Origin of the sequence: Rhizobium tibeticum, assembly GCF_900110205.1 — a bacterium.
GTDB classification, from domain to species: domain Bacteria; phylum Pseudomonadota; class Alphaproteobacteria; order Rhizobiales; family Rhizobiaceae; genus Rhizobium; species Rhizobium tibeticum.
Window position 1 is genome coordinate 111,414 of the sequence record NZ_FOCV01000008.1, and the last position, 24,579, is coordinate 135,992.

Sequence of the window (24,579 nt, forward strand, 5' to 3'; positions counted from 1 at the left end):
GCGATTTGACACATCCGGAAACGTATTCGCCAGATCACGATGTTGGCTTCTCTTGGACCTGGTCACCTTTGCGCATGCCAGTTGCGCGCACCGAGGCGAAAAAGCCTTTGCCCACGTACGGTTTACTTTGTATTGCTTCCCGGGCGTTGCAACCAAGAGGATAGGCATGAGCATTCCCGTACGCCTGATTTTGATTGTCTCTGGGGCGTGGTTTTTCTGGGTAATGCTTCCGCGCTTTCTTGTACGAGTTGGCATGCCCGTGAAGATGGAGGCGCTAGGTCAGTGGGGAGACAGTTTCGGCGCTCTCAATGCTGCGTTTTCTGCGGCGGCGGTGATTGGTGTCCTCGTCACCCTGAGGATGCAATCTAAGGAAATTAGCGACCAGCAGCGGCAAATCGAGAGCCAAAACGAGAGACTGGAACGATCGGAGTTTGATGCGTCTTTTTTCCAGCTTTTCGAGCTTTCTCGGCAGTTGCGGGAAGGCGCCACCTTTGAAATCCCAGAGAACAGCAAACGTGGAGGCACCGGTCGAGCAGCATTTGAAGCCGCGCACAAACACATGCAATTTTTGCTCGGCCCGAGTTATACATTTCCTGACATGATTACCGACGTCGAAACAACGATCCGGGACCTTTACCGAGACGACGTCCATCGTTACGCAGAATACTCTTTCGGCCCGTACTTCCGGATTTTGTATACGATACTACGTCGGATCTCGGAGAGCCGCGTTTTGGATGGCCAGACAAAGATCCAATATGGAAACCTTGTCCGTAGCCAACTAAGCACGCCTGAGGTCGCACTCATTGCAGCGAACGCGCTAACTGAAGCCTCGAATGACTTCCGCAAGTTCGTCGTGGAATTCCGACTCCTGAAATATCTTCCGCACGACGAATATCGGGGGTTCCTCGAAACGGTCTATCCTGGCGAAGCTTTTGCCGCGCGGGACTAGAAGACGAACACCTTGGAACCTTAGACTGGTATGCCGAGGAATTCGAAATATCGAACCACGCTCGGATGCATGCGGTTGCCTTTTCGAAGCTCTTCCAGCGCGAATGTATCCCCGTGGAGAATCATGACAAGAGCCGGCGCCGAAAACTCGATCGGCGCGCTCTTGCTCGATTGCCGACCAACGCGATAGCGCTTGTTCCAGTTTCGCAAAGTGCGTTCGTCCCTACCAGTAAGATCGACGGCGCGCTTCATCGGAACGACGTCATCTGGACGCATTAAGATTGGCCACAGTGAAGACTTACGCTCTTGGCTCAGCGCCTCCCCGCCGAAGAGAGAGCCGGGCGATGGATCGCTCATTCTGATCCTCCCTCTCGATCGATGAGAACCGCGCGGCCCAGCCTATTAAACTCGATGCGCCCAGCTTTGCGGAGATCCGTTTCAGCGCTCCCAGCTCGCGTGGCTCCCCACCCCAGAACATCCATTGCCTGGCCGTATGACATCGAACCGTGAAGGCGCAGAGCTTCTGCGTAGAGGTCCATGTCGGTCCGCAACGCTTCGATCAATGCTAGTGCCGGGCTCGGCGCCGGATCAGCGGCTCCTGACAAAACCGACAAAACTGACGAAACCTCGTTTCGCCCGTAATCCAGAGCGCCTCCATCATCGGCAGCAGGGGTTTTGTCAGTAAAGTCAGTTTTGTCAGGCGGGGGTAGCTGTGTGTTCGCAGCCTGAAGCCATTTGCTCATGATTGCCTCCGATGCACTGCAGGATTTACGAGGAACACCTTCGCGGGACGCCCACCCTGAGGCGGGGAAGAGGATGGCGCCAGCCGCACGATGTCTGCCTCCTCCAGGATTTTGATGACCGTGCTCAACTCTGAAGTCGTTGAGAGACCTTTCATGTCTTTGCGAAGAACATCTCGGCTGCTGAATTGCTCCAGCCCCTCCTCGACGATCAGCTTGACCAGGCTCCGCGCCGATCTGTCCTTCGTCGAAACAGAGGCGTCTGCGTAGGCACGGCGTGCCATCGGAAGCAGATAAGCTTCGACGAGATGAGCAGCGCGACCGAAGTGCTCGATCGAAATCTCCTTGGGCTCTGGAGCCTCCCCGCTTGCAAACTCCATCATCGCCAGGACGAGGGAAATACGAACTGCGAGACCGGGGAGCTTTCCGATGAAGGAAAGCAGGAGCCCTTCGGCCTGTCCTTCCCATGCCCGGACATCTTCGCGGAACTGATCAAGCAGGCCCGCAGCGTCTTCTGAGAATGGCACGTACCAAGGACGATGGGCTCCCTCCTCGTCGATCGGCATCTGCAGCGACAGCAGCCGTTGCATTGCTTCCTGGATGAAGACCTCATCAAAGTGCGAGCCGGGTCGCTTAACTGGCGCAGGGCTGGGCCAAATCGGAATCATCCGTGCAAGAAGGCCGTCATCGTCAGTACCCGTAAGAAGCGTTCGCAACTTGTCGGGCTGAATACCACCAATGACGCCAACGGTAAGATGGCTGATGTACACCGAGTCGCGACCCATGCGCTCGACGGTGTAGCTGCGCCCACCATACGCCTCCAACCAGAATGGGCGATCAGACCCGCCGGAGTATCGCGTCATGCTAAGCAACCAGCCGGACAACTCATCGCGAGCCAGGAGCGTCCCCCGGGGCTGATTGCCTACGATAACGCCTAGTCTTTCGACGGTGGCGTCAGTCACCGAAAGCCGAACCTGCTTGGGTTCAGGCCCAGCGTCGCATCCATCCGGCCGAGCGGGTGGCTGCTTACCAGCCTTGAGCGCCCCTTTGACATCATCCTTCCAAGCAGCATCCATGAGTTTGGCAATCTCGGCACGTTGGCGCCATTCACCCATCGACACTTCCCAAGGGGCTTGAAGCGACCTCTCGGCTTGCTTCAGCGGATTCAAGACAGCGTCCAGGGCGGGCGATTTGTTCATGGACGGGCTGCCGATGGCAACGGCCCAGAGGACGGGCGGCTCCTTCCAGCTTGCCCACGGTGTCGCCCAGCGCGAATTGCCGATGAGTGACCCACAGCACGCCAAGACAGCAGCCATGATGTAATCAGGAGGTGCCGCCTTTGCTTCGGCCGCAACTCGGATCCACGTTGCCCAGCGAGGCGTGAAAACGTCTTCGAGCGGAATAGTGGGCGGCTCGGGAAGGTCTGACCGCAGGTATCGAGCGTCGGGCGTCGGCCATTCGCTCTTGCTACGTTCATAGTCGGCGATGGAGATGGTTGTCGGGGCATTCATGCGGCGCGCCTTTCGGTATTCTGGATCACGGAGAGCGCCGGCAGGCGGCGAGGCTGCATCCATGTCTTGTACGTTCGGAGGAGGTCTTCAGCGATGGCGATACGTGGCGCCTCTCGCAATTGATCGAACGCCTTCGACCAGTCGACGATGACAACGCCGTCGCAATCAGCGCGGAGCCAGTCGAGAACACCGGAGAAGACATTTAGATTGGCGTCGAAGCTGTAGGTCGAGGGGTTCCGGATGCGGGCTTCGTTCAACGCGAATGCTCGGCCGTTCCAAGTCAGCAACTCATCCGTCTTGGGCTGCCAGAAGATCAAGTCTTCCGGCTCTTCGAAGACGACGTAAGTCTCTCCGGGACCTGGCTCGAACTTTCCATCAGTGTCACGATAACCAGTGACTACCTGTACCGGAGCCATGGAAGCGAGGAGGGACGCGCTAACGCCCTGGCGGTGAAGCCAAAGGAATTGCGCTGCGCCCATCGTTTCCAGTTTCAGATCGTGTTGGCCGATCATCCGAAGGCCCTCCGGATGGTCCTGTACTTCTGTGCAAGCGCGCAGGCGTGGCATGCTTCCAGTGCGGAGAGACTGAAGGTCTCTCGGATGGTCGGAACCACCATTACTGGCGGTTCCTTCTGGTCGGCAAGCCATTGAGCGGCGGCGACAACCTTCTGTTCGTGGTTCGGAGCGCTGATCATGCCGCCTCCGCTTCGGCCAGGATTTCAATTTCCGAGCGAAGGACGTACCGAGCATGTGTCCCGGCAAACTGGCCGCCATGTGCTTCATGGACCGTCTCGATGACGAAGCCCATGCCACGAAGGTCAAGCACGTAGGAAGACCAGCGCGGGCCAGGATGATCGATCGGCGTGCAGCCATTGGTGCCAGCCTTAGCGAGGTTCTGGAGCGCCCAAGCCTCCCGGCCAACAACCTTGATAGGCTGGCCGTCCGGAAGGATGCGGGCCCGAATGGTGAGTCGCTTTGTCATGCCGCACCTCCGAGACCGGAGAGGCAGCAGATCGCCTTTGCATGCCAGAGGGACACACGGAAGCGACGCATGACGGAGCTGACTGCCAGCAATTCCGATTGAAGTTCAGAGGCGTTTTCGGTAGGGTTCCAGATATCGAGCGGCTTGGCGGTTGCTCCGATTTCCAGAACCCGGATGGCGCCTGCACGCGCCGCCGGGTTTGTTGTTTTCGTCATGGCCATACCCTCACGCCGCGACCGAAGTGGAGGTGCGACGGCTGCCCGACAGCCAGGCATCTAGGTCTGCCGGGTCATAAACGACCGACTTACCAACCTTGCAGTATGCGGGACCGCCGCCAGCAGCGCGGAGCTTCTCCAGGGTTGAAGCTCCAATGGTCAGGTACTCGGCCGCCTCAGCGGTTCGAAGTTTGGGACGGGATTCGTTCGACATGCTTGCTCCTGTTTTTCCGGACCCGACGACACGCGGCGGGTTGAGATGACAGGAGGAGGGTGCAGGCGACGAAATCAGTCAGATAGGTGGGTGGTGATCCGTGACTAAGCGTGACGGTAATTGACGATAGCTGACTACTTTCGTTTCAGCTCCGGCACGTACATCCCGATAAATCGGTCGATAGTGGAGTTAGAGGGCGGCGTCCCGCGCACCTGATTTCGGATAACTTCAAGATAGTTCATTCTGCGGGGTGGGAGTGATGCAACCGTGCCGCCAAGAGCTTCTATCACCTCCAAGATCTGCCGCTCTCCGGGGCTCAATGACGCAATTCCCCCGTTCGCCCTAATGCGATCGATAATGATTGGAGATAGTTGCGGGTCCGATGCTGAGTCTGGCTCGGCAGTGAGCGTCACGTTGTCCTCACCTGGATCATCCAAAACAACATCGACAGCGGCGACAGGGCTTGGTGACGCGGCCCCGTCTTCTGGGTATCGGATCAGATATGGAAAAAATTCGCCGTGCTGCTCCCAAAGTTGCATGTATCGGTCGAGCGATGACCGCTGCACGAAAAGAGACTTTGGCAGATCATGCGCTCCCAACGTTCTTTTCAATCGAGCCGGGGAGTGAGCGTAGGGGCCCTGATGACAGAACATGAGCCAATCGGCTGCCTCGTCGCTTGTCCATTCAATGGCCGGCATCTCCTCGAAACCTGTGCCACCACCGATCCTCTGACCGAAAACAACTAGGTCGCCATGAACGACCGCATCAATGAGCATTTCAGCGGTCTTCGCGATCCGCTCGCGCGACTTCAATCGGTCCCCAGCGATGTACTTGAGGTAGCCATCTAACGGCGCAAGCTTCACGCCATGTTTTTTCTCAACGGTGTCGGCGACCGTGCTCAAATAGAGTTCCGCATAGCTGCCCGGTTTGACGACGGGGACCTTCCCTTCCTTGAACCGAGGCAGGAAAATTTCTGACATTTCGTCTTCCCGCCAATCGTCCGGGAAAAGCTTCTGCCCGATCTGATTGACCACGCGGGCGAGAAAGATGTACTCGCGCGTATCTCTGGGCCAAGCACTGGGATTGCTCCAGAAATGGAAGCCCTCCTGGGCGGCATCATCCATGAATTTTTCTTGGGCAGGAGACATCTGACCTGTCTCGATGGCCTCGATCAGGATTTCACGAGACAGTGTAGCTAGGCCCTGTTTTCCAGCGCTTTTCAACGGCTTGGCGCCCATGAGGTTGTCTAGGTCGCTTCCATCAACGAAAACGTGCTGATAGCCGTCGCCGCCCACTCCTACGCTGAGCGGACTTTGGGGATTCATCTGGCACCAGACAAAGATCTGGTTGTGGTCCTTGCGGTTCCACCACGCCCTGTCTTGCGGCTCAGAAAATGAGCCGCCACGTTGGGGGAGCAATACAAAACGCAATGATCCGTCCAGGATTGCTTTCTTTATGAAACGACGGACCTCGGCTTTCCGGTTCAGTTTCGACTGCCGTTCCGCGTTGATGCGCTGTGCCTCGTCGATGCCAGCATTCCACTCTTGGTGTGAAAAATCGGCAACGACTGGACCAAACCGTCCTCGCTTTATCTCCGGATCCCGACCAAACTCCGGTCTACCTCTGACCAACAGGCGGTGAATGTCCATCTTCTGCCGCGGGGTTGCTTCCTCGGGTGTGATTCTCCATACCGTGCCGTCTATCTGACGCCAGAAGGAATAAGGCGCGTCCGTGTAGGTTTCGCTTTCATCCCATTCTCCCGGGAAAAGAAACTTGCCTACGCGATTTACAGCGTTCCCAAGAAACACGTAGCCCATCGCGTCCTCTTGCCAACGCGTCTTATCAATCCAAAACTTGCTCTCGTCGTCCATGCTGCACCTCGCACGGCACCAATAGGGCCGCAGGGAAGCTGGGGGTGCTACCCAGCTTGTCGGATGGCCGTCCTATCCCTGCAGTATGATAGCGATCAGCCCTTTCCTGGTCGCAATGGATGTACGTTTTCGCGCCGGGGACGGTCGCCCATGGCATCGACAATCTTGGAGCCAATAAGGTCGGACGCGTGCCGCTTCGGATCGTCGGCGAGATGCGCGTAACGTTCAGTCGTCTTCATCTGTGTGTGTCCAAGCAGCTTTCCAATGATCTGGAGGCTCAGATTCGCTTCGACGCCGACCGAGGCATGAGTGTGCCGCAGGTCGTGGATACGGACCCGGAGTTTCGCGTCATCAGCGGAAGCGTCGAGCCCGGCGCGATTCCGAACGTGATGCCAAGGCCGCTTGAGGTCCGATCGAGGACGGTGCTGAATCTTGCCACCTTCAAGGACCTTCGGCTCCCCAGGGATGACGTATGGACCGACCTTCGGCAACTCAGTCAGAATGAGCTGCGCTGGCCCATTCAGGATGATGGTTTTCTTCCTGGTCTTGCTGTCATCGAGGAAGAGCAGCCCGCGCTGCAGATCAACGTTCGACCACTTCAGCTTTAGAATTTCGCCGCGGCGAGCTCCTGTCAGTATGAACAGACGGATGGCTGCGGCAGAGAACTGATCGATTTTGATCCGCCGATTCTCCGCCTTCGGCGCGTGCTTGACCTTTTTGTCAGGGTCCGGATCCCATGAAATACCGTCCGTTTCCGCCTCTCGGATGGCATCGCCGAGGCGGCCGAGCTCGTCGCTCGTCAGATATCGCTCTCGATTATCCTCGGGGTATTTTTTGATGCCGCTCGCGGGGTTCTCAATCTTCGGGATGGCTTTTGTGTCCATCCCCCAGGTGTACATGGAGCTAATCGTGGACAGGACCCTGTTCGCCGTTATGGGCTTGTCCTTTAAGGAGACATGCAGCCTCTCGATTTCGCCTGTTCCGACATCCTTCGCCTTCTTGCGGCCGAGCGTTTCGGAAGCGAGGTCGAGCCAATGGGCGTATAGCTTGTATGTTGAGCTCTTCTGCTTGGCGTCGATCGACAGCAGGTATTCACTCTTCATGGCGTCAAAGGTCAGAGACGCCCGCTCAACGCTCTTTTCTTTTGCAGGGTCCTTCCCTTGCACGACGTCGGCCAGCACGGTCTTAGCGACGCGCCTAGCCTCGTCGGGTGTCACCTTCTTGGTGCTGCCAATCGTGTACTTGCGGGGAATGCCAGCTCTGCCGCTGCCAAATCTGTAGAACACCACATAGGACATTGCCCCGGAGGGACGAACACGGACTGCGAAGCCCGTCGTACTGGTGTCGGAGACAAGATATTCGCTCTCTCCCGCCTCTATCCGCTTAAGCAAGCTTAAAGTGATTTCTGCTGAGGTAGCGGAGGTAATTGGAGCGTCTTTTTTTGCCATGAAAATATTCCAGGGAAACACCGGGGAAGTACAAAATCGGAAACCAGCGGAAACATGCGGAGGCATCCTACTATATTTTCATTGAAATGGAAGGTGTTACGGCAAGGTGCGATGGCATGCGGTAACACCCGGAAACGATGGCCCATTGCATGGCATGCAAGAGGTCAGCGGTTCGATCCCGCTTAGCTCCACCAAATCTTCCGAACATGGAATACCGCCTCGTCTTATTCCATTGAAACGCCTGTGTCGGGATGCGCGTCCGGCGAAGGTCCACCAGATCCTATCCGAATGGATAGGCTGTCTATATGTCTGTACGATTCATTTCGCGGAGCGATCATGGTCTTCTATCAGGGTGTTCCAAGGTACTGCGCCACCATCCAATTCTGCGCAGAAGCCTGGCGATTTCGGTAAGCCGGAGGATTCTCCCATGGAAGCCCAGAGATATAGCCTGCGCAAGAACCTCAACATCTATTGGACAGTGTTTGACGACATCACCGGCCAAAAAGCCGTGCTCGACGGGTTTGTCATAGACATGGTTACCGCCGAGGAAGGCGATGAGTTGGTGGGCATGCTGAATCGCAAAGGCAGCGAAGACTTTTTTCTTCCCAAGACCTACCTCCCGGCCCTCACCGGCTTCGCTTGGCCGAAGCGCCATCACGATCTGATGGAGCAGACCTATGTGCTGAGCGCGCCGGATGTCGCGAGATCGCCAGCCACCGTCAACTGAACAACAAATTGCGGTAGCGCTTCGCGCGCCATTGCTTTGCCAATTTTTTAGCAACACCCGCTATGGTTTCGATGCCGCCTTGTCCGGCGGAGTGGAGCCTTGGTTCAATGACACGAGAAAAACGGCGGCGGATCATTCATACGCGCAGAACGGCAACGGGCCTGACCCTTGCCGGCGCGATCTCCTTTCTGGCTGGTATGACGGATGCGACGGGCCTCGCACTGACAGGAGACTTCGTGTCGTTCATGACGGGCAACACGACGCGCGCCGCGTTGTCACTCGGCGATGGCAACCTGCGACATGCAACTATTCTTCTTTTGGCGATCGTAGTCTTCGTGCTTGGAAATGCCGCCGGCATCGTGCTCGCTTATTTTGCCGACCGTCGTACGTTTGTTGTGCTTTCATGCGTCAGTATCGTGCTCGCAACCGCCTCGCTCATGGCGGGCGAGAGCCTGGCGATGCCGCGTTTCTATCTCATTGTTGCCTCGATGGGGATGGTGAACGCGGCGGTAGAGCAGATCGAAGGGCTACCGATCGGCCTGACTTATGTCACAGGAGCCCTCTCGCGTTTCGGACGCGGTCTCGGACGCTGGATCGTCGGCGACAGGCGAGTGGACTGGACCATCCAGATCGTGCCTTGGGTCGGCATGCTGGCTGGAGCGATCGTTGGGGCGCTGCTGACACAGATCGCGGGGGCAGCGGCGCTGTGGCTGATTGCCGTTTTTGCGATGTTGGTTGCGCTCGCTACCCTCTTGATTCCGAAACGTACGCAACGCCGGTTCAACGCCGCGCCACGTTCGGCAACGCGCATGAAGTGACGGTCGCAATAAAGCCCCACCGGTTCAGATAGAGGCGCGCGGAAACCGCTAGAGGAAGGCATCCTTGTTTCTCTTTTCAAAGTTCATCTGGGTGTTCGGGCAACCTTTGTCGCTCGCTTTTCTTTGCGTCGTGCTTGCCTTGGTGGCGGGCCTTGTCCGTTGGCGCAAGACAAGCCTCGCTTCCTCCGCAATTGCGGGCCTCATCCTGTTCGTCACGCTCTACACGACCGTCGGCAACTACCTTCTGCAGGGACTGGAGGGTCGGTTTGTAAAACCGCAGGATCCGGCCAGCCTGCAGTGCATGATCGTGCTGGGCGGCGCTTTCGAGAACGAAGTGAATACCGCGCGCCATGGTATAGAGCTCAATGCCGGCGCCGATCGCTTCGTCGAGGCACTGCGCCTGGCACAGAAATATCCGCAGGCGCGAATCCTGATTTCAGGCGGCGATGGATCGATCTCCGGCATCTATGAAGGCGACGCGGTGATATCGGCGCGTTTCTTCCCGATGTTCGGCATCACTGGGGAACGCCTGGTTGAAGAAACGACGTCCCGGACGACCTTCGAAAACGCCATGAACACCAAGGATCTTCTGGCGAGCCAAGGCCTTTCGAACTGCCTGCTGATCACCTCCGGCTATCATATGCCGCGCTCGGTCGGCATCTTCCGCAAGCTTGGTATCGACGTGATGCCATGGCCAACAGACTACCGCACCGACGGGCGGGAGAGGCTTGGCCTCGACTTCACGCAACCGAGCCGGAATTCGCAGAACCTGGCGACAGCAATCCGCGAATGGTTCGGGCTTGTCGGCTACTACCTTGCCGGCCGCATTTCAGAGCTCTATCCCGGCTGAACGAGCTATTTCTTGGAGATCGTCACGAACTTGGTGCCGCGCACACGGGCTGTGACAATGCAGGGCTCCTTCCCCTTGTCGGCATCCGGCCGATCGCAGAAGCGCGGATGCATTTTCATTGCCAACACCATGTTGCCGAAGCGCTTCACGAAGTCGTAGCCATAGATCTGGGCGGTCGCGATCATGAAGTAGCCACCTTCGGCGACCTGCAGATAGAAATTGTAGGTGCAGCCGTCGTCATTGCACTGTGGGCCCTTCTCGCCGTCGCAGGTCAGCTCACCCTCGTTCACGACGGCATCAATCAGGCCGTCATTGTTGATATCCTGGCGGATGATGAAGCCATCCGAGAATTCGGCCTTGGTGCACTGCTCCTGGAAGTGCTTCTTCTCATAGATCTCCGGGTCCGAGATAAGGGATTGCTGGGCAAAAGCCGCAGCGGGAGCGGCGAGCAGCGCGGCAATGTTCAAAGCGATCAGGAGCGTTTTCACGAGGGGCTTCTCTTTTGGTCGGATAAGGACGCTGTTGGCCGAACAGTTTGCTTGATCCGCCTTGCGCCGCCCTTGCCGCCGTGATTCATATTTCGCAAAGATACGCGTCGGCTCTGGAGGACTGCATGCCGCTGTTCGTCTACGTGGATTATGCCGGCGTTGCGCTCTTTGCGGCAACAGGAGCGCTCGCAGCCTCACGCAAGCAGCTCGACCTGATCGGCTTTCTCTTCTTTGCGATCGTTACCGGCACCGGGGGTGGCACGGTGCGTGACATTGTCCTTGGTCGCGTGCCGGTATTCTGGGTTCTGAATCCCACCTACGTCATCGTCTGCTGCGCCGTCGGCATCCTGGTGTTCTTTACCGCCCACCTTGTCGAGTCGCGCTATCGCCTGCTGATCTGGCTGGATGCCGTCGGGCTCTCCGCCTATTGCGTGATGGGTGCGGCGAAGGGCCTCGCCGCCACGGGCTCGCCAACGATCGGCATCGTCACTGGGACACTGACGGCGACGTTCGGCGGCATCCTGCGCGATCTCCTGGCAAATGAGCCGTCTGTGCTGTTGCGGCCTGAAATCTACATCACGGCAGCACTCGTCGGCAGCGGCATTTTTACGGCTGCACACGCGCTCGACCTGCCACTTTATGCGGCCTCTGCGGTCGGCGTGATCGCGGCATTCTCAGTGCGCGGCGGCGCGCTGTATTTCGGCTGGACCTTTCCAACTTACAAAGCCAAGCCCGGCCGGCACCCTGATGATGTGATGTGAAATCAGCGCCGCTTCGGGCGTAGGCGGATCACCACGTCGACATGCGCAATCTCCAGGCCTTCCGGTGGCTCCGGCAGATTGCCGATGGTCAGATTGCTGACCGGAATATCCAGCACGTCATTTTCGCCTTCGATGAAGAAGTGGTGGTGGTCGGAGACGTTGGTGTCGAAATAGGTTTTGGCGCTTTCCACCGCGAGAACCCGGATCATGCCCGCTTCGGTGAACTGGTGCAGCGTGTTGTAGACAGTTGCCAGCGACACCGGAACGCCCGCCTGCACGGCCTCCTCGTGGAGCTCCTCGACGGTCAGATGCCGATCGCCCTTGGCAAAGAGCAGGTCGCCAAGTGCGACACGCTGGCGCGTCGGACGCAAGCCGGCGCTTCTCAGCCGTACCTCTATGGTAAGCGGGGCCTCTGCCACCATCCGTCAAACTCCGGTTAATCTAGCGTCAAGTAATCAGGTTTCAGTAGCCATATAACTTTTGCGCAAAAGCGTTTCAATAGTTGCAATGGGGACAAAGAGTGCGAAAGCGCCGCGAAATCGGGCTTTTGGCGCAATTAGTGCTGGCCGGGGGCTTGGCCTTCCTGTATGCGACCACCAAATAAGGCGCGCAGCCGGTCCTCCGAAGGTGGGTGAAGCTCAGTCATGCTTATGCTTCATTTTCCGCTGAACTTGGACTAAACGTTCACATCCATCGGCAGAGTTGCGGGGGGAATTAGAGTTTTCATGGCGACGAAACAATCCAGCTTCAACTACGAGGAAATTCTGGCCTGCGGCCGCGGCGAACTGTTCGGCCAGGGCAATGCGCAGCTCCCCCTCCCGCCGATGTTGATGGTTCATCGCATTACAGACATTTCCGAAACGGGTGGCAGCTTCGACAAGGGCTACATTCGCGCGGAATATGATGTGAAGCCTGACGACTGGTATTTTCCCTGCCACTTCGCCGGCAACCCGATCATGCCAGGCTGCCTTGGCCTCGACGGCATGTGGCAGTTGACTGGCTTCTTCCTGGGTTGGCTGGGTGAACAGGGGCGCGGCATGGCCCTTTCGACCGGCGAAGTGAAGTTCAAGGGCATGATTCGTCCGACGACGAAGCTCCTTGAGTACGGCATCGATTTCAAGCGCGTCATGCGTGGCCGCCTCGTACTTGGCACCGCCGACGGCTGGCTCAAGGCCGACGGCGAGGTCATCTATCAGGCAAGCGACCTGCGCGTGGGACTGTCTAAGGACAAGGCCGCCTGATTGCTCCGGGCACGCTTGCCCGGCTTTCCAAGTTAGAAAAAACGAAAAGGTCGAAACACATGAGACGGGTAGTTGTCACGGGTCTGGGCGTTGTTTCCTCGATCGGCAATGATGCCGCCGAGGTCACTGCCTCGCTGCGCGATGCCAAGTCCGGCATTTCCTTTTCCAACGATTTCGCAGAACACGGCTTCAAGTGCCAAGTCTGGGGGCGCCCGACACTGGATCCGACCGACCTGGTCGATCGTCGCGCCATGCGGTTCCTGTCGCAGGGCGGCGCCTGGAATCATGTCGCTATGAAGCAGGCGATTGCCGATTCCGGTCTGGAAGAGAGTGACATCAGCAATAACGAGCGCACCGGCATCATCATGGGCTCCGGCGGCCCGTCGACGCGCACACTGATCGAAGCGGCCGACATCACCATCAAGAACAACAGCCCGAAGCGCATCGGCCCATTTGCCGTGCCGAAGGCGATGTCCTCGACCGCATCGGCGACGCTTGCCACCTGGTTCAAGATCCACGGCGTCAACTACTCAATCTCGTCGGCCTGCTCAACCTCGGCGCACTGCATCGGCAATGCTGCGGAAATGATCCAGTGGGGCAAACAGGACATCATGTTCGCCGGCGGCCACGAGGACCTTGACTGGACGATGTCGAACCTCTTCGATGCCATGGGCGCCATGTCCTCCAAATACAACGACACGCCAGCAACGGCCTCGCGTGCGTATGACGTCAGCCGCGACGGTTTCGTGATCGCCGGTGGCGCCGGTGTCCTCGTTCTCGAAGAGCTTGAGCGCGCAAAGGCACGTGGCGCGAAGATCTATGCCGAAATCGTCGGCTACGGCGCGACCTCCGACGGCTACGACATGGTTGCACCATCGGGCGAAGGCGCGATCCGCTGCATGCGCCAGGCGCTTGCCACCGTTAAGGGCGACGTCGACTACGTCAACACGCACGGAACCTCGACCCCGGTTGGCGACAGCAAGGAAATCGGCGCGATCCGCGAAGTCTTTGGCGACAAGATCCCGCACATCCAGTCGACGAAGTCGCTGACGGGCCACTCGCTTGGTGCCGCCGGCGTGCAGGAATCGATCTACTCCCTGTTGATGATGCAAGCCGGCTTCATCGGTGAAAGCGCACATATCACCGAGCTTGATCCCGAATTCGACGGCGTTCCGATCGTTCGCAAGCGCATCGACGACGCCAAGATCGACATCGCGCTTTCCAACTCCTTCGGCTTCGGCGGTACCAACGCCACGCTCGTCTTCCAGCGCTACAACGGATAATAATATGACGGGAATCATGCAGGGTAAGCGCGGCCTCATCATGGGCGTCGCGAACAACCATTCCATCGCCTGGGGAATTTCGAAAGCACTGGCAGCGCAAGGAGCCGAGCTCGCCTTCACCTATCAGGGCGACGCGCTCGGCAAGCGCGTCAAGCCGCTGGCGGCAGAAGTCGGTTCCGACTTCGTCCTGCCGTGCGATGTCGAGGACATCGCATCTGTCGATACCACCGTCGATGCCATCAAGGAGCGCTGGGGCGCGCTCGACTTCGTCGTCCACGCCATCGGCTTCTCGGACAAGAACGAGCTGAAGGGCCTCTACGCCGACACCACGCGCGAAAACTTCAGCCGCACGATGGTTATCTCCTGTTTCTCCTTCACCGAGATCGCCAAGCGCTGTGCGCCGCTGATGAACGAAGGCGGCTCGATGCTGACTCTGACCTATAACGGTTCGACGCGCGTCATCCCGAACTACAACGTCATGGGCGTCGCCAAAGCGGCTCTCGAGGCGTCTGTGCGGTATCTGGCTGCGGATTACGGTCCCAAGGGTGTTCGCGTCAACGCGATCTCCGCAGGCCCGATCCGCACCCTCGCCGGTGCCGGTATTTCCGATGCGCGCGCGATCCTATCCTGGAACCAGCGCAACTCGCCGCTGCGCAAAACGGTGACGATCGATCAGGTCGGCAATTCCGCCCTTTACCTCCTGTCGGACCTTGCCGCTGGCGTCACCGGCGAAATCCATTTCGTCGATGCCGGTTTCAACATCACCTCGATGCCGACGCTCGAAGCGCTGCGCAGGGCAGACGTCGAGTGAGCGTCAACTGATGCGACAAAAAAGGCGATCGATGGCCGCCTTCAGACTGCTGACAAACCCCTGGCACCGTTCAGGGGTTTGTGATTCATTGGGACATGTTGAAGAAACCTGCTCCCTGCCAGACTGCCCTTGAGATGGTGACGCTCGATAGCCTGGTGCCGAAGGCTCATCTGCTTCGCAAGATCGACGCGGTGATCGACTTCAGGTGAAGGAAACGAAGGTGTCGCGCACCGGGCCGACAGCGGTTACATGGTGCGCGACGGCAAGCCAAAGGGCTTCTTCTACCTCGATCACCGCACGGTGGATGGCAAGCTTGCGCTCATCACCGATACCCATGTCACGCCCGCCAATGTGCATGACAGTATCGTCTATCTCGACCGGCTGGACCGCCAGCGTGAGCGGTTCGGCTTCGACGTCGGTGCTGTACTTCCCTCCGCCAGAATCCTGCAGCCAGAAGAACCCTATCCGCAAAAAACAAAACCCGCCGAAATATCGACGGGTTTGTCAGCAGTCTGAAGGCGGCCGATTGCCGCCTTTTCTATTTCTTCGCCCATAGCACCTTGAAGCGGGCATTGCGGCAGGTTTCGCCGCTTTCCTTGAAGTTCGCAGCCAGCGCCGGCTCGTAGGGCAATCCGCGATTGGCAACGAGAAGCAGACGTCCGCCGCCGCGCAGCGCCGAGGCGGCGGTCTTGATCATCGCCTGGCCGAGCGACGGCTCCGCCGCATGGCCTTCGTGGAAGGGCGGATTCATGATGACGAGGTCGTACCTGTCCTTGACCGGCTCGCCCGCCAGATCGGCCCAGAAGAAGCGCGCAGGCACATCAGGGCAGTTCGCCGCCAGATTTGCCTTGGCTGCCTCCAGGGCCGCGTGGTTGGCCTCGTAAAGATCGAGGCGGCCCACACCGGGCGAGCGCTCTGCCAGTTCGACGGAGAGATAGCCCCAGCCAGCGCCAAAATCGGCAACATCGCCGGTGAAATCCGCAGGCAGCCGAGAGGCGAGCAGTTCCGAGCCGTCATCGATGCGGTCATGCGAGAACATGCCGGCGGCGGCCAGGAAGCGGCCATCGACGCGCACGGATGGCTTGGCGAACTTGCCAACGATCTCGCTGACATCGGCCGGCCGTGCGAACCACAGCGCAACGCCGTGATACTTCGGCATATGCTCGATCTCGAGGCTGAAGCCCTCCATGCGCTTGCGGAGCGACTGGATGCCATCCTCCTTGCCGCCGGCGATGACGATCAGGCCGCCTGCCTTCACGCGCTCAAGTGCCGCAGCGATGTTGGCCTCGTTCTCGCCCTTATGCTTGTTGCAGAGGACCAGCGCGGCATCGTAGTCCTCGCCTTCGATCTCAGGCGTGGTTTCGATGCGCTGGGAGAGAAGTTGCCGGTACAGCGGCCGGAAGCCCTGCACGGCGCTTAGCGAGGCGGCAAAGCCCTCCGGCACGGCAAAACCTGCCTCGGCGCCAAGGAAGAGCACGCGCTCACCCTCGCCTGGCGCTTCGACGGTGCCGCTTGCAAAGGGATGGAACAGGGTCTTCAAGGTTTCGCGGCTCATGGTCTCGTCTCATTCTCGGATACAAAAAGGGCGCGGAAAAAGATCCCGCGCCCATGAAGACTTGGGAAGGCGCAGCTTACTCGGCTGCTGCCTCTTCCTTCTTCTTGTCGGCAGGGATTTCTTGACCGGTTGCCTGGTCGACAACCTTCATCGACAGGCGGACCTTGCCACGCTCGTCGAAGCCGAGGAGCTTGACCCAGACCTTCTGGCCTTCCTTGACGACGTCCTGCGTCTTGGCAACGCGCTCGGAAGCGAGCTGCGAGATGTGGACGAGACCATCACGGGCGCCGAAGAAGTTGACGAATGCGCCGAAGTCGGCGGTCTTGACGACCGTGCCTTCGTAGATCTGGCCAACCTCCGGTTCTGCAACGATCGAGTGGATCCACTTGCGGGCAGCTTCGATTTCCTTGGCCGAAGAAGAGGCGATCTTAACGGTGCCGTCGTCTTCGATGTTGATCTTCGCGCCGGTCTTTTCCACGATTTCGCGGATGACCTTGCCGCCGGAGCCGATGACTTCACGGATCTTGTCGACCGGAATGTTCATGACTTCGATGCGCGGTGCGAATTCGCCGAGCTGGCCGCGGCTCTCGGTGATGGCCTTTGCCATCTCGCCGAGGATGTGCTTGCGGCCGCCCTGTGCCTGGCCGAGAGCGACCTTCATGATCTCTTCGGTGATGCCGGCGATCTTGATGTCCATCTGCAGCGAGGTGATGCCGTCGGCCGTACCAGCGACCTTGAAGTCCATGTCGCCGAGGTGGTCTTCGTCACCGAGAATATCGGAGAGGACCGCGAAGCGATCGCCTTCGAGGATCAGGCCCATGGCAATACCGGCAACCGGCTTTGCGAGGGGAACGCCAGCGTCCATCAGAGCGAGCGACGTGCCGCAGACGGTGGCCATCGAGGACGAGCCGTTCGACTCGGTGATCTCGGAGACGACGCGCAGCGTGTAGGGGAACTGCTCGGCCGTCGGCAGCATCGGGCGGATAGCGCGCCATGCGAGCTTGCCGTGGCCGATTTCGCGGCGGCCCGGGGAGCCCATGCGGCCGGTTTCGCCAACGGAGTAAGGAGGGAAGTTGTAGTGGAGCAGGAAGCGCTCTTTGTACATGCCGGTGAGCGAGTCGACATACTGCTCGTCTTCGCCGGTGCCGAGGGTCGCAACAACGATCGCCTGCGTTTCACCGCGGGTGAAGAGCGCCGAACCATGCGTGCGCGGCAGGAGACCGACTTCCGAAACGATTGGACGAACGGTTTCGAGGTCGCGGCCGTCGATACGGCTCTTGGTGTTGAGGATGTTCCAACGAACGATCTTCGCCTGCAGGTGCTTGAAGATCGCGCCGACTTCTTCGGCCGTGTACTTGGCTTCGCCTTCCTCGGGCAGGAAGTGCGCCTTGACCTTCGCCTTGACAGCGTCGACGGCAGCGTAGCGCTCAGCCTTCTGCGTGTTCTTGTAGGCGGTGCGAAGCTCGGCTTCGAAATGCTTCAGCATTTCGCCTTCGAGTTCGGAATAGTCTTCCGGCTGGAAGTCGCGCGGTTCTTTGGCAGCCACTTCAGCGAGCTTGATGATCGCGTCGAGAACCGGCTGGAAGCCGCGGTGGCCGAACATGACGGCGCCGAGCATGACTTCCTCGTTGAGTTCCTTGGCTTCGGATTCAACCATCAGAACGGCGTCGTGCGTACCGGCAACGACGAGGTCGAGCACCGACTCGTCCATCTCGTCGAGATGCGGGTTGAGGACGTATTCGCCGTTGATATAGCCGACGCGCGCGCCGCCGACCGGGCCCATGAAGGGAACGCCGGAGAGCGTCAGGGCTGCCGAGGTCGCAACCATCGATAGGATGTCAGGGTTGTTTTCAAGGTCATGCTGGATGACGGTGACAACGACCTGCGTGTCGTTCTTGTAGCCCTCCGGGAAGAGCGGGCGGATCGGGCGGTCGATCAGGCGGGAAACGAGGGTTTCGTTTTCGGACGGGCGACCTTCGCGCTTGAAATAGCCGCCGGGGATCTTGCCGGCTGCATAGGTCTTTTCCTGGTAGTTGACGGTGAGCGGGAAGAAGTCCTGCCCTGGCTTCGGCGCCTTGGCGGAAACGACGGTAGCGAGGACCACGGTCTCGCCGTAGGTTGCGAGAACAGCGCCATCAGCCTGGCGGGCGATCTTGCCGGTTTCGAGCTTCAGCGGGCGGCCTGCCCACTCGATTTCAACACTATGGGTATCGAACATATGTCTTGTCCTTCAATGCGGGAACATGCGCCTCGCCTTCCAAGGCACCGCGCACGGTCAACCGCAATCGGTGTGACGCATCATGGGCAAGACAACGGGAGGCTTTGCATCGACGGCCCCGGAGAGACCGGGCCAAAGCTCCTGAAGCTCTGGCCGAAAGCATCCGGCAATCCTGCCCCATGACAGGTCAACGGTTGGTTTGGCAGAACCGGCCCATCCGGGTCTGCCGGGCAATCCGCCACGTGTGGCGGAATCGGGAAAAGGCTTCCCGAAAAAATCCGGCGGGCGTCCCAATGGGAGCGCCCGCCGAAAAATCATTAGCGGCGAATACCCAGGCTGCCGATCAGCTTGGTGTAGCGGCCTTCGTCCTTCTTCTTGAGGTAATCAAGAAGCGAGCGGCGGCTGGAAACCATCGTCAGCAGACCACGGCGGGAATGGTTATCCTTCTTGTGGTCCTTGAAGTGGCCGGTCAGGTTGTTGATACGCTCGGTCAGGATGGCAACCTGTACTTCCGGTGAACCGGTGTCGCCTTCGAACGTTGCGTATTCCTTGATCAGAGCCGTCTTGCGCTCAGCAGTAATCGACATCGGATAATCCTTTCGATGAGAGGAGATAAGGTCGCCAAAAGCCGGGATGTCGTCCAGCTTTGGCCGCGAATGCATTCAAGCCCTGCCTGATGCTGGCGCTGCGTATAAACCAAATGTGTCGCGATGGAAAGAGGCATGGCCACAGACGGCTGATTCGTCACTTTCCAGTCATTGCATCCCGGATCATCGCATTATAACCCTCAGGATCCTGCAGCATGGCGAAGTGGCTCGCGTCCTTGAGGATCACCAGCTTCGACCCTGGAATCTGTTTGGCCATCATCTCGGTATGGTCGCGCTTGACAGCCTCGTCGTGATCGCCGATCGCCAGGGTGACGGGCACCTTGATCTTGCCGAGATCGTCGGCCGTCCAGGCAGGTTGGCTCCCCCACATCGCCACCATCTGCTTGAAGAAGGCGCTATAGCCGTTTGGCGTCGGCGACAGCTTCCTGTAGGCCTCGCCGGCGGCTTTTATGTACTCCTTGAACGTCTCGTCGTCCGTGGCGTCAGATTTGACGCCGTCGGTCGTCACGTTCGCGGCTTGTGCAACGACGTGCGTCAGCCTTTCCGGGTTCTTCATCGCCATATCGATGCCGATGATGCCGCCATCCGACCAGCCGACGAGTGTCACCTTGTCGAGCTTCAGACAATCGAGCAACGCGACATAATCTGAGGTCATCAGGTCATAACCGAAAGGCTGCTCGCTGCGCGTCGAACGACCGTGTCCGCGGCTGTCAGCAACGATCACCCGGTGATCCTTCGCGAAATCGGCGACCTGATAGCCCCAGACATCGGCGCTGCCGAGCCCACCGTGGATGAACAGGATCGGCTCACCCTCGCCGTACTCGGCATAGTACATTTTGATGTCGTTGACGGGGGCCATGCCGCTCGTCTTTGCCGGAGGCATCGGCGGAAAGGCTGGCAACTTCGCCCAGCGTTCCGCGGAGTGGACATTGGCGGCCATCAAGACCGCCGAGAAGAACATCAGGATGCCGGCTGCAACTCTGCACATAACTTTCTCCCTGACCTGAACGGCCCCACGGCCCAGATCAGGAAGCATATCCAAATTGCAAAGGTTGACAATTGCGACCTATGGTTAGGTCCGGTCCTTATCCGGAAGAAACCAGAGGTACTGGAAACTCAGCCGAAGACGCGCTTCGGACGGAACTCGCCCTGGCCAATCTCGCCGATTGCGATCAGCTTGCCACGGGCTGTGGCGTAGGCTTCGCTTTCGGCAACCGGCGCATCCCGGCCACGCACGAGGATCGGATTGCCCATCTTCAGCCGGTGCGCCTGGTCGTCGTTGACGACGAGATGCGGCAGCGAAGAAAGCGCTTCGCTCGTGTCGATCAGAAGGGCGTCCAGTGCAGCAAGTCGTTCGTCCGCGTCCTCGATTGCCTCGAGCGCGACGAGATCGGCAAGCGGCACCATTGTTTCTTCGGCAAAGGGCGCAACAAAACTGCGGCGCAGGCCGGAGATGTGGCCATAGCTGCCGAGTTCGCGGCCAAAGTCGCGAGCCAGCGCCCGGACATAGGTGCCCTTGCCGCATTCCACTTCGAAATGCGCGGTGTTGGCATCCGGGCAGGCAAGCAGGGTGAGACGGAAGATTTCAACCTCACGGGAGGGGATTTCGACGGCCTCGCCGTCACGCGCCAGATCATAGGCGCGCTCGCCGGCAATCTTGATCGCGGAGAACTGCGGCGGAACCTGACTGATAACGCCGGTATACTTCGGCAGGAGATCGCGGATCTGCTGCTCGCTCGGGCGCGCGTCGGAGCTCTGGGTGACATCGCCCTCGAGATCGTCGGTTGCGCGTTCCTCGCCCCAGGTCACTGTGAATTCGTAGATCTTGCGGCCGTCCATCACATAGGGAACGGTCTTCGTTGCATCGCCGAGCGCAATCGGCAGCATGCCCGAGGCCAGCGGGTCAAGGGTGCCGGCGTGACCGCACTTCTGCGCCTTGAACAGCCACTTGATCTTGGAAACGGCTTCGGTGGAGCCGAAATCGACCGGCTTATCAAGGATCAGCCAACCGGAGATCGGGCGGCCCTTCGGTTTACGTGGTTTGGACATCAGTCTCTTCTACTATTCTTCTTCAGTATCGCCTTGGTCGAGATCGCGCTGGACCTCGGGCGAGCGCAGCAACTCGTCGATCTTCTTGTAATTGTCGAAGCTCGTATCGTCGCGGAAGCGGACTTCCGGCATGTACTTCATCTGCCGAAGCTGCGGGCCGAGGCGACCGCGAATGTATTTCGCATTGCGGTTCAGCGCGCCGATAACGGCATCATGATCCGTCACGCCGAGCGGCGTCACAAACGCCGTCGCGATCTTCAGGTCGGGCGACATTCGGACTTCGGAGATGGAAATGACGGTCTTCTCGATCACGTCATCGCGCACTTCGCCGCGCTGCAGAACCTGCGTGATGGCGGCGCGAACCTGCTCGCCTACGCGCAGCATGCGCTGCGAAGGTGCGGAGGTTGTTGGTCTTGTTGCCATTTTTCTTTGCCTCAAAAGGTTCGGGCGCCGGCCTCACATGATCCGGCGCCCGTCCAAATTTCCAATATCACACGATCAGAGCGTACGGGTGATGTGCTCGACGCGGAAGCACTCGATCGTGTCGCCGGCGCGGATGTCTTCGTAGTTCTCGAAAGCCATACCGCATTCCTGGCCGGAATGCACTTCCGAGACTTCGTCCTTGAAGCGCTTGAGCGTCTTGAGCTTGCCTTCGTGGATGACGACGTTGTCGCGGATGAGGCGGACGCCGACGCCACGCTCGACCTTGCCTTCAGTGACGCGGCAGCCCGCGACCTTGCCGACCTTCGTGATGTTGAACACCTCGAGGATCTCGGCGTTGCCGAGGAAGGTTTCGCGGCGCTCCGGCGAGAGCAGACCCGACATCGCCGCCTTCACGTCATCCACGAGGTCGTAGATAATGTTGTAGTAGCGAATTTCGATGCCCTGACGTTCGGCCAGAGTGCGAGCCTGCGCGTTTGCACGGACGTTGAAGCCGATGATCGCGGCGCCCGATGCCTCGGCAAGCGAGATATCCGATTCCGTGACACCGCCGACGGCCGAGTGAACGATGCGGGCGCGGACTTCGTCCGTGCCGAGCTTTTCGAGAGCACCGGCGATCGCTTCGATCGAACCCTGCACGTCGCCCTTGATGACCAGCGGGAACTCCTTGACTCCGGCGGACTGCAGCTGCGTCATCATCTGTTCCAGCGAGCCGCGCTGGCCAGAATGGCGGGCGGCAGCCTTGTCGCGGGCGAGACGCTGGCGGTATTCCGAGATCTCTCGAGCACGGCCTTCGTTTTCGACGACCGCGAACTTGTCACCCGCCTGCGGCGTGCCGGAGAGACCGAGCACCTCGACCGGCATGGCCGGCGGGGCTTCCTTGACGTGTTCGCCCTTGTCGGTGACGAGCGCGCGAACACGACCCCAGACATCGCCAGCGACGATGATCTGGCCGGGCTTCAGCGTGCCGTTCTGGACGAGAACCGTGGCAACCGAACCGCGGCCGCGGTCGAGCTGGGCTTCGATGACCGTACCTTCCGCCGTGCGGTTCGGATTGGCCTTGAGGTCGAGGATTTCGGACTGCAGCAGGATGGCTTCCAGCAGCTTGTCGAGGTTCAAGCCCGTCTTCGCCGAAACTTCGACGTCGAGAACTTCACCACCCATCGATTCCACGAAGACTTCGTGCTGCAGGAGCTGCGTACGAACCTTCTGCGGATCGGCGCTCGGCTTGTCGACCTTGTTGATCGCCACAATGATCGGAACACCGGCCGCCTTGGCATGGTTGATCGATTCAATCGTCTGCGGCATGACGCTGTCGTCAGCTGCAACGACCAGGATCGCGATGTCGGTCGCCTGCGCACCGCGGGCACGCATTGCCGTGAAGGCGGCGTGGCCGGGGGTGTCGATGAAGGTGATCTTCTGACCGTTCTGTTCGACCTGGTAGGCGCCGATATGCTGCGTGATACCACCGGCTTCGCCGGCAACCACGTTGGCATGACGGATGGCGTCGAGCAACGAGGTCTTGCCGTGGTCGACGTGACCCATGATCGTCACAACCGGCGGACGCGAAACGCGATCGCCTTCCTGGTCGGCAACATTGAAGATGCCAAGCTCAACGTCGGATTCGGAGACACGCTTGACGGTATGGCCGAATTCGCCGGCAATGAGTTCCGCAAGGTCGGCATCGATGACGTCGCCCGGCTTCATCATCTGGCCTTCCTTCATCAGGTACTTGATGACGTCGACCGCACGTTCGGACATGCGCTGCGACAGTTCCTGAATAGTGATGGTCTCAGGGAGAATGACTTCGCGAACAACCTTTTCGCGGGTTTCCTGCATCTGGCTGCGGCGGAATTTTTCCTGGCGTCGGCGCATGGCAGCCATAGAGCGACCGCGTGCCGTGCCGTCCTCGTCGACGCCGGCAGTGCCGATCGTCAGCTTGCCACGGCGACGTTCGTCGTCCGTCTTCGGACGTGTCGTGACCGGCTTTGCCGGCTCGGGGCGCACGACGCGACCACGAGCGGGAACGCCACGGGGTGCCCCACGATCTTCTTCCTCGTTTTCACGGCGGCCGCGAACGGCCGGGGCAGCGACGCCGCCCGGGGCCGGACGTGCCTGGGTCGGCGAAGCAGCCGCGTCTGGACGACGTACTGCCGGCGTGGCGGGCTGGACGCGGGGAGCGTCTGCCGGTGCAGCTGGTGCCTCTGCCACTGCCGCGGCAGATGCGGTTGCGGCCGCGCGTACCGCTTCCTCCTCTGCACGCTGCTTGGCTTCTTCAGCTTCGGCAGCCTGACGCGCGGCGTCCTCTGCAGCACGGCGCTTTTCTTCCTCGGCGCGGCGAACGGCATCTTCGGCATCACGAACCTGCGCCATGGCAAGCGCGCGACGACGGGCGTCCATTTCTTCCGGAGACAGGTGGTTCAGGACAACCGGCCGCGGACGATCTTGAGGACGCGAAGATTGCGATGAAGGCTGCTGCGGACGCTGCTGCTGTCCACCCGGCTGATGGATGCGCGGCTGTGGTACCTGCGGACCGCGCGCCTGAACCGGTGCCGCGGGTGCCGGAGAACGGGCGGGTTCGGCGGCGCGAAGAGGCGCTGCCGGCGCTGCAGATGTGATCGGGCGTTCGTCTTCCGGACGCATCGGACGCCGCTTTCGGGTCTCGACAACGACCGCCTTGGTGCGACCGCGGCCCATGTCCTGGCGCACGGTGCCCTGGCTCATGCCCGACGGCTTCAGGGTCAGAGTCTTCTTGCCCGGTCCGTTCAGTGTCTTGTCGTCATTGCTATCGGTCATTCGTT

At 59.6% G+C, this 24,579-nt stretch carries 26 protein-coding genes and 1 pseudogene; 9 read left to right on the forward strand and 18 right to left on the reverse strand.

Annotated features, from left to right (window positions below; all coding sequences use genetic code 11):
* The first annotated feature begins 166 nt into the window (after positions 1-166).
* Entirely contained in the window at positions 167-949 is a 783-nt protein-coding gene (locus BSG20_RS11145) for a putative phage abortive infection protein (RefSeq protein ID WP_167371558.1), read from the forward strand.
* A 20-nt stretch (positions 950-969) separates the two neighbouring features.
* Here BSG20_RS11145 and BSG20_RS11150 read toward each other — a convergent pair whose 3' ends face one another.
* The 9 genes from BSG20_RS11150 to BSG20_RS11195 form a co-directional block, all read right to left on the reverse strand.
* Positions 970-1,305, reverse strand: coding sequence for a hypothetical protein (locus BSG20_RS11150; RefSeq protein ID WP_244541314.1), 336 nt, complete (start codon positions 1,303-1,305; stop codon positions 970-972).
* 382 nt (positions 1,306-1,687) lie between these two features.
* Positions 1,688-3,199: a YfjI family protein gene (locus BSG20_RS11160; protein ID WP_167371557.1), complete on the reverse strand. Its 1,512-nt coding sequence runs from the start codon at positions 3,197-3,199 to the stop codon at positions 1,688-1,690.
* On the reverse strand, positions 3,196-3,711 hold the full coding sequence (locus tag BSG20_RS11165; RefSeq protein ID WP_093041120.1) for a hypothetical protein: 516 nt from the start codon (positions 3,709-3,711) through the stop codon (positions 3,196-3,198). The genes BSG20_RS11160 and BSG20_RS11165 overlap by 4 nt, the downstream gene beginning before the upstream one ends.
* Positions 3,708-3,893, reverse strand: a complete 186-nt coding sequence (locus tag BSG20_RS11170) for a hypothetical protein (RefSeq protein ID WP_072374888.1) — start codon at positions 3,891-3,893, stop codon at positions 3,708-3,710. Before BSG20_RS11170 ends, BSG20_RS11165 begins: the two co-directional genes overlap by 4 nt.
* Entirely contained in the window at positions 3,890-4,180 is a 291-nt protein-coding gene (locus tag BSG20_RS11175) for a winged helix domain-containing protein (RefSeq protein WP_072374885.1), read from the reverse strand. Before BSG20_RS11175 ends, BSG20_RS11170 begins: the two co-directional genes overlap by 4 nt.
* Positions 4,177-4,395 (reverse strand): hypothetical protein, encoded by a 219-nt coding sequence (locus BSG20_RS11180; protein ID WP_143147473.1) that lies wholly within the window; start codon positions 4,393-4,395, stop codon positions 4,177-4,179. The genes BSG20_RS11175 and BSG20_RS11180 overlap by 4 nt, the downstream gene beginning before the upstream one ends.
* Positions 4,396-4,405: 10 nt before the next feature.
* Positions 4,406-4,609, reverse strand: coding sequence for a helix-turn-helix transcriptional regulator (locus BSG20_RS11185; RefSeq protein ID WP_072374879.1), 204 nt, complete (start codon positions 4,607-4,609; stop codon positions 4,406-4,408).
* Positions 4,610-4,743: 134 nt separating this feature from the next.
* On the reverse strand, positions 4,744-6,480 hold the full coding sequence (locus BSG20_RS11190; RefSeq protein ID WP_072374876.1) for a hypothetical protein: 1,737 nt from the start codon (positions 6,478-6,480) through the stop codon (positions 4,744-4,746).
* A gap of 95 nt (positions 6,481-6,575) precedes the next feature.
* Positions 6,576-7,928 carry a site-specific integrase gene (locus BSG20_RS11195; protein ID WP_072374873.1) on the reverse strand — a complete coding sequence of 451 codons (1,353 nt, stop codon included), beginning with the start codon at positions 7,926-7,928 and terminating at the stop codon, positions 6,576-6,578.
* A 427-nt stretch (positions 7,929-8,355) separates the two neighbouring features.
* On the opposite strand from BSG20_RS11195, the gene BSG20_RS11200 reads away from it, so the two are divergent.
* The 3 genes from BSG20_RS11200 to BSG20_RS11210 all read left to right on the forward strand — a co-directional run bounded on the left by BSG20_RS11200 (position 8,356) and on the right by BSG20_RS11210 (position 10,323).
* Positions 8,356-8,655, forward strand: a complete 300-nt coding sequence (locus BSG20_RS11200; RefSeq protein WP_072374870.1) for a hypothetical protein — start codon at positions 8,356-8,358, stop codon at positions 8,653-8,655.
* A 107-nt stretch (positions 8,656-8,762) separates the two neighbouring features.
* Positions 8,763-9,473, forward strand: coding sequence for a YoaK family protein (locus tag BSG20_RS11205; RefSeq protein ID WP_072374867.1), 711 nt, complete (start codon positions 8,763-8,765; stop codon positions 9,471-9,473).
* A 64-nt stretch (positions 9,474-9,537) separates the two neighbouring features.
* Positions 9,538-10,323 (forward strand): YdcF family protein, encoded by a 786-nt coding sequence (locus BSG20_RS11210; protein ID WP_072374864.1) that lies wholly within the window; start codon positions 9,538-9,540, stop codon positions 10,321-10,323.
* 5 nt (positions 10,324-10,328) lie between these two features.
* On the opposite strand, the gene BSG20_RS11215 is transcribed toward BSG20_RS11210, so the two are convergent.
* Positions 10,329-10,811 carry a hypothetical protein gene (locus BSG20_RS11215; protein WP_072374861.1) on the reverse strand — a complete coding sequence of 161 codons (483 nt, stop codon included), beginning with the start codon at positions 10,809-10,811 and terminating at the stop codon, positions 10,329-10,331.
* A 125-nt stretch (positions 10,812-10,936) separates the two neighbouring features.
* Here BSG20_RS11215 and BSG20_RS11220 point away from each other — a divergent pair, with 125 nt between their 5' ends.
* Positions 10,937-11,572 carry a trimeric intracellular cation channel family protein gene (locus tag BSG20_RS11220; RefSeq protein WP_024313350.1) on the forward strand — a complete coding sequence of 212 codons (636 nt, stop codon included), beginning with the start codon at positions 10,937-10,939 and terminating at the stop codon, positions 11,570-11,572.
* A gap of 2 nt (positions 11,573-11,574) precedes the next feature.
* Here BSG20_RS11220 and irrA read toward each other — a convergent pair whose 3' ends face one another.
* A complete protein-coding gene (gene irrA, locus BSG20_RS11225; RefSeq protein WP_072374859.1) occupies positions 11,575-11,994 on the reverse strand; it encodes an iron response transcriptional regulator IrrA in 420 nt (139 codons plus the stop codon).
* 303 nt (positions 11,995-12,297) lie between these two features.
* Here irrA and fabA point away from each other — a divergent pair, with 303 nt between their 5' ends.
* From fabA to BSG20_RS11245, 4 genes and pseudogenes are all read left to right on the forward strand, one after another.
* Complete coding sequence (fabA, locus tag BSG20_RS11230) at positions 12,298-12,813, forward strand: 3-hydroxyacyl-[acyl-carrier-protein] dehydratase FabA (protein WP_024313348.1); 516 nt, start codon at positions 12,298-12,300, stop codon at positions 12,811-12,813.
* Positions 12,814-12,872: 59 nt separating this feature from the next.
* The gene (fabB, locus tag BSG20_RS11235; protein WP_072374856.1) at positions 12,873-14,096 is read left to right on the forward strand and encodes a beta-ketoacyl-ACP synthase I; all 1,224 of its coding nucleotides are present in this window, start codon (positions 12,873-12,875) and stop codon (positions 14,094-14,096) included.
* A 4-nt stretch (positions 14,097-14,100) separates the two neighbouring features.
* Positions 14,101-14,907 (forward strand): enoyl-ACP reductase FabI, encoded by an 807-nt coding sequence (gene fabI, locus BSG20_RS11240; RefSeq protein ID WP_024313346.1) that lies wholly within the window; start codon positions 14,101-14,103, stop codon positions 14,905-14,907.
* A 208-nt stretch (positions 14,908-15,115) separates the two neighbouring features.
* Positions 15,116-15,333, forward strand: a pseudogene (locus BSG20_RS11245) (IS5/IS1182 family transposase); the annotation flags it as partial.
* Positions 15,334-15,445: 112 nt separating this feature from the next.
* On the opposite strand, the gene BSG20_RS11250 reads toward BSG20_RS11245, so the two are convergent.
* The 7 genes from BSG20_RS11250 to infB all read right to left on the reverse strand — a co-directional run bounded on the left by BSG20_RS11250 (position 15,446) and on the right by infB (position 24,574).
* A complete protein-coding gene (locus BSG20_RS11250; protein WP_072374853.1) occupies positions 15,446-16,462 on the reverse strand; it encodes a class I SAM-dependent methyltransferase in 1,017 nt (338 codons plus the stop codon).
* A gap of 76 nt (positions 16,463-16,538) precedes the next feature.
* Entirely contained in the window at positions 16,539-18,680 is a 2,142-nt protein-coding gene (gene pnp / locus BSG20_RS11255) for a polyribonucleotide nucleotidyltransferase (RefSeq protein ID WP_072374850.1), read from the reverse strand.
* A 317-nt stretch (positions 18,681-18,997) separates the two neighbouring features.
* A complete protein-coding gene (gene rpsO, locus BSG20_RS11260; RefSeq protein ID WP_016552226.1) occupies positions 18,998-19,267 on the reverse strand; it encodes a 30S ribosomal protein S15 in 270 nt (89 codons plus the stop codon).
* Positions 19,268-19,424: 157 nt separating this feature from the next.
* Positions 19,425-20,276 (reverse strand): alpha/beta fold hydrolase, encoded by an 852-nt coding sequence (locus BSG20_RS11265; protein ID WP_072374847.1) that lies wholly within the window; start codon positions 20,274-20,276, stop codon positions 19,425-19,427.
* 128 nt (positions 20,277-20,404) lie between these two features.
* The gene (gene truB / locus BSG20_RS11270) at positions 20,405-21,337 is read right to left on the reverse strand and encodes a tRNA pseudouridine(55) synthase TruB (RefSeq protein ID WP_072374844.1); all 933 of its coding nucleotides are present in this window, start codon (positions 21,335-21,337) and stop codon (positions 20,405-20,407) included.
* Positions 21,338-21,349: 12 nt separating this feature from the next.
* Positions 21,350-21,760: a 30S ribosome-binding factor RbfA gene (gene rbfA, locus BSG20_RS11275; protein WP_024316280.1), complete on the reverse strand. Its 411-nt coding sequence runs from the start codon at positions 21,758-21,760 to the stop codon at positions 21,350-21,352.
* Between the two features lie 75 nt (positions 21,761-21,835).
* The gene (gene infB / locus BSG20_RS11280; RefSeq protein ID WP_072374841.1) at positions 21,836-24,574 is read right to left on the reverse strand and encodes a translation initiation factor IF-2; all 2,739 of its coding nucleotides are present in this window, start codon (positions 24,572-24,574) and stop codon (positions 21,836-21,838) included.
* Positions 24,575-24,579 lie beyond the last annotated feature (5 nt).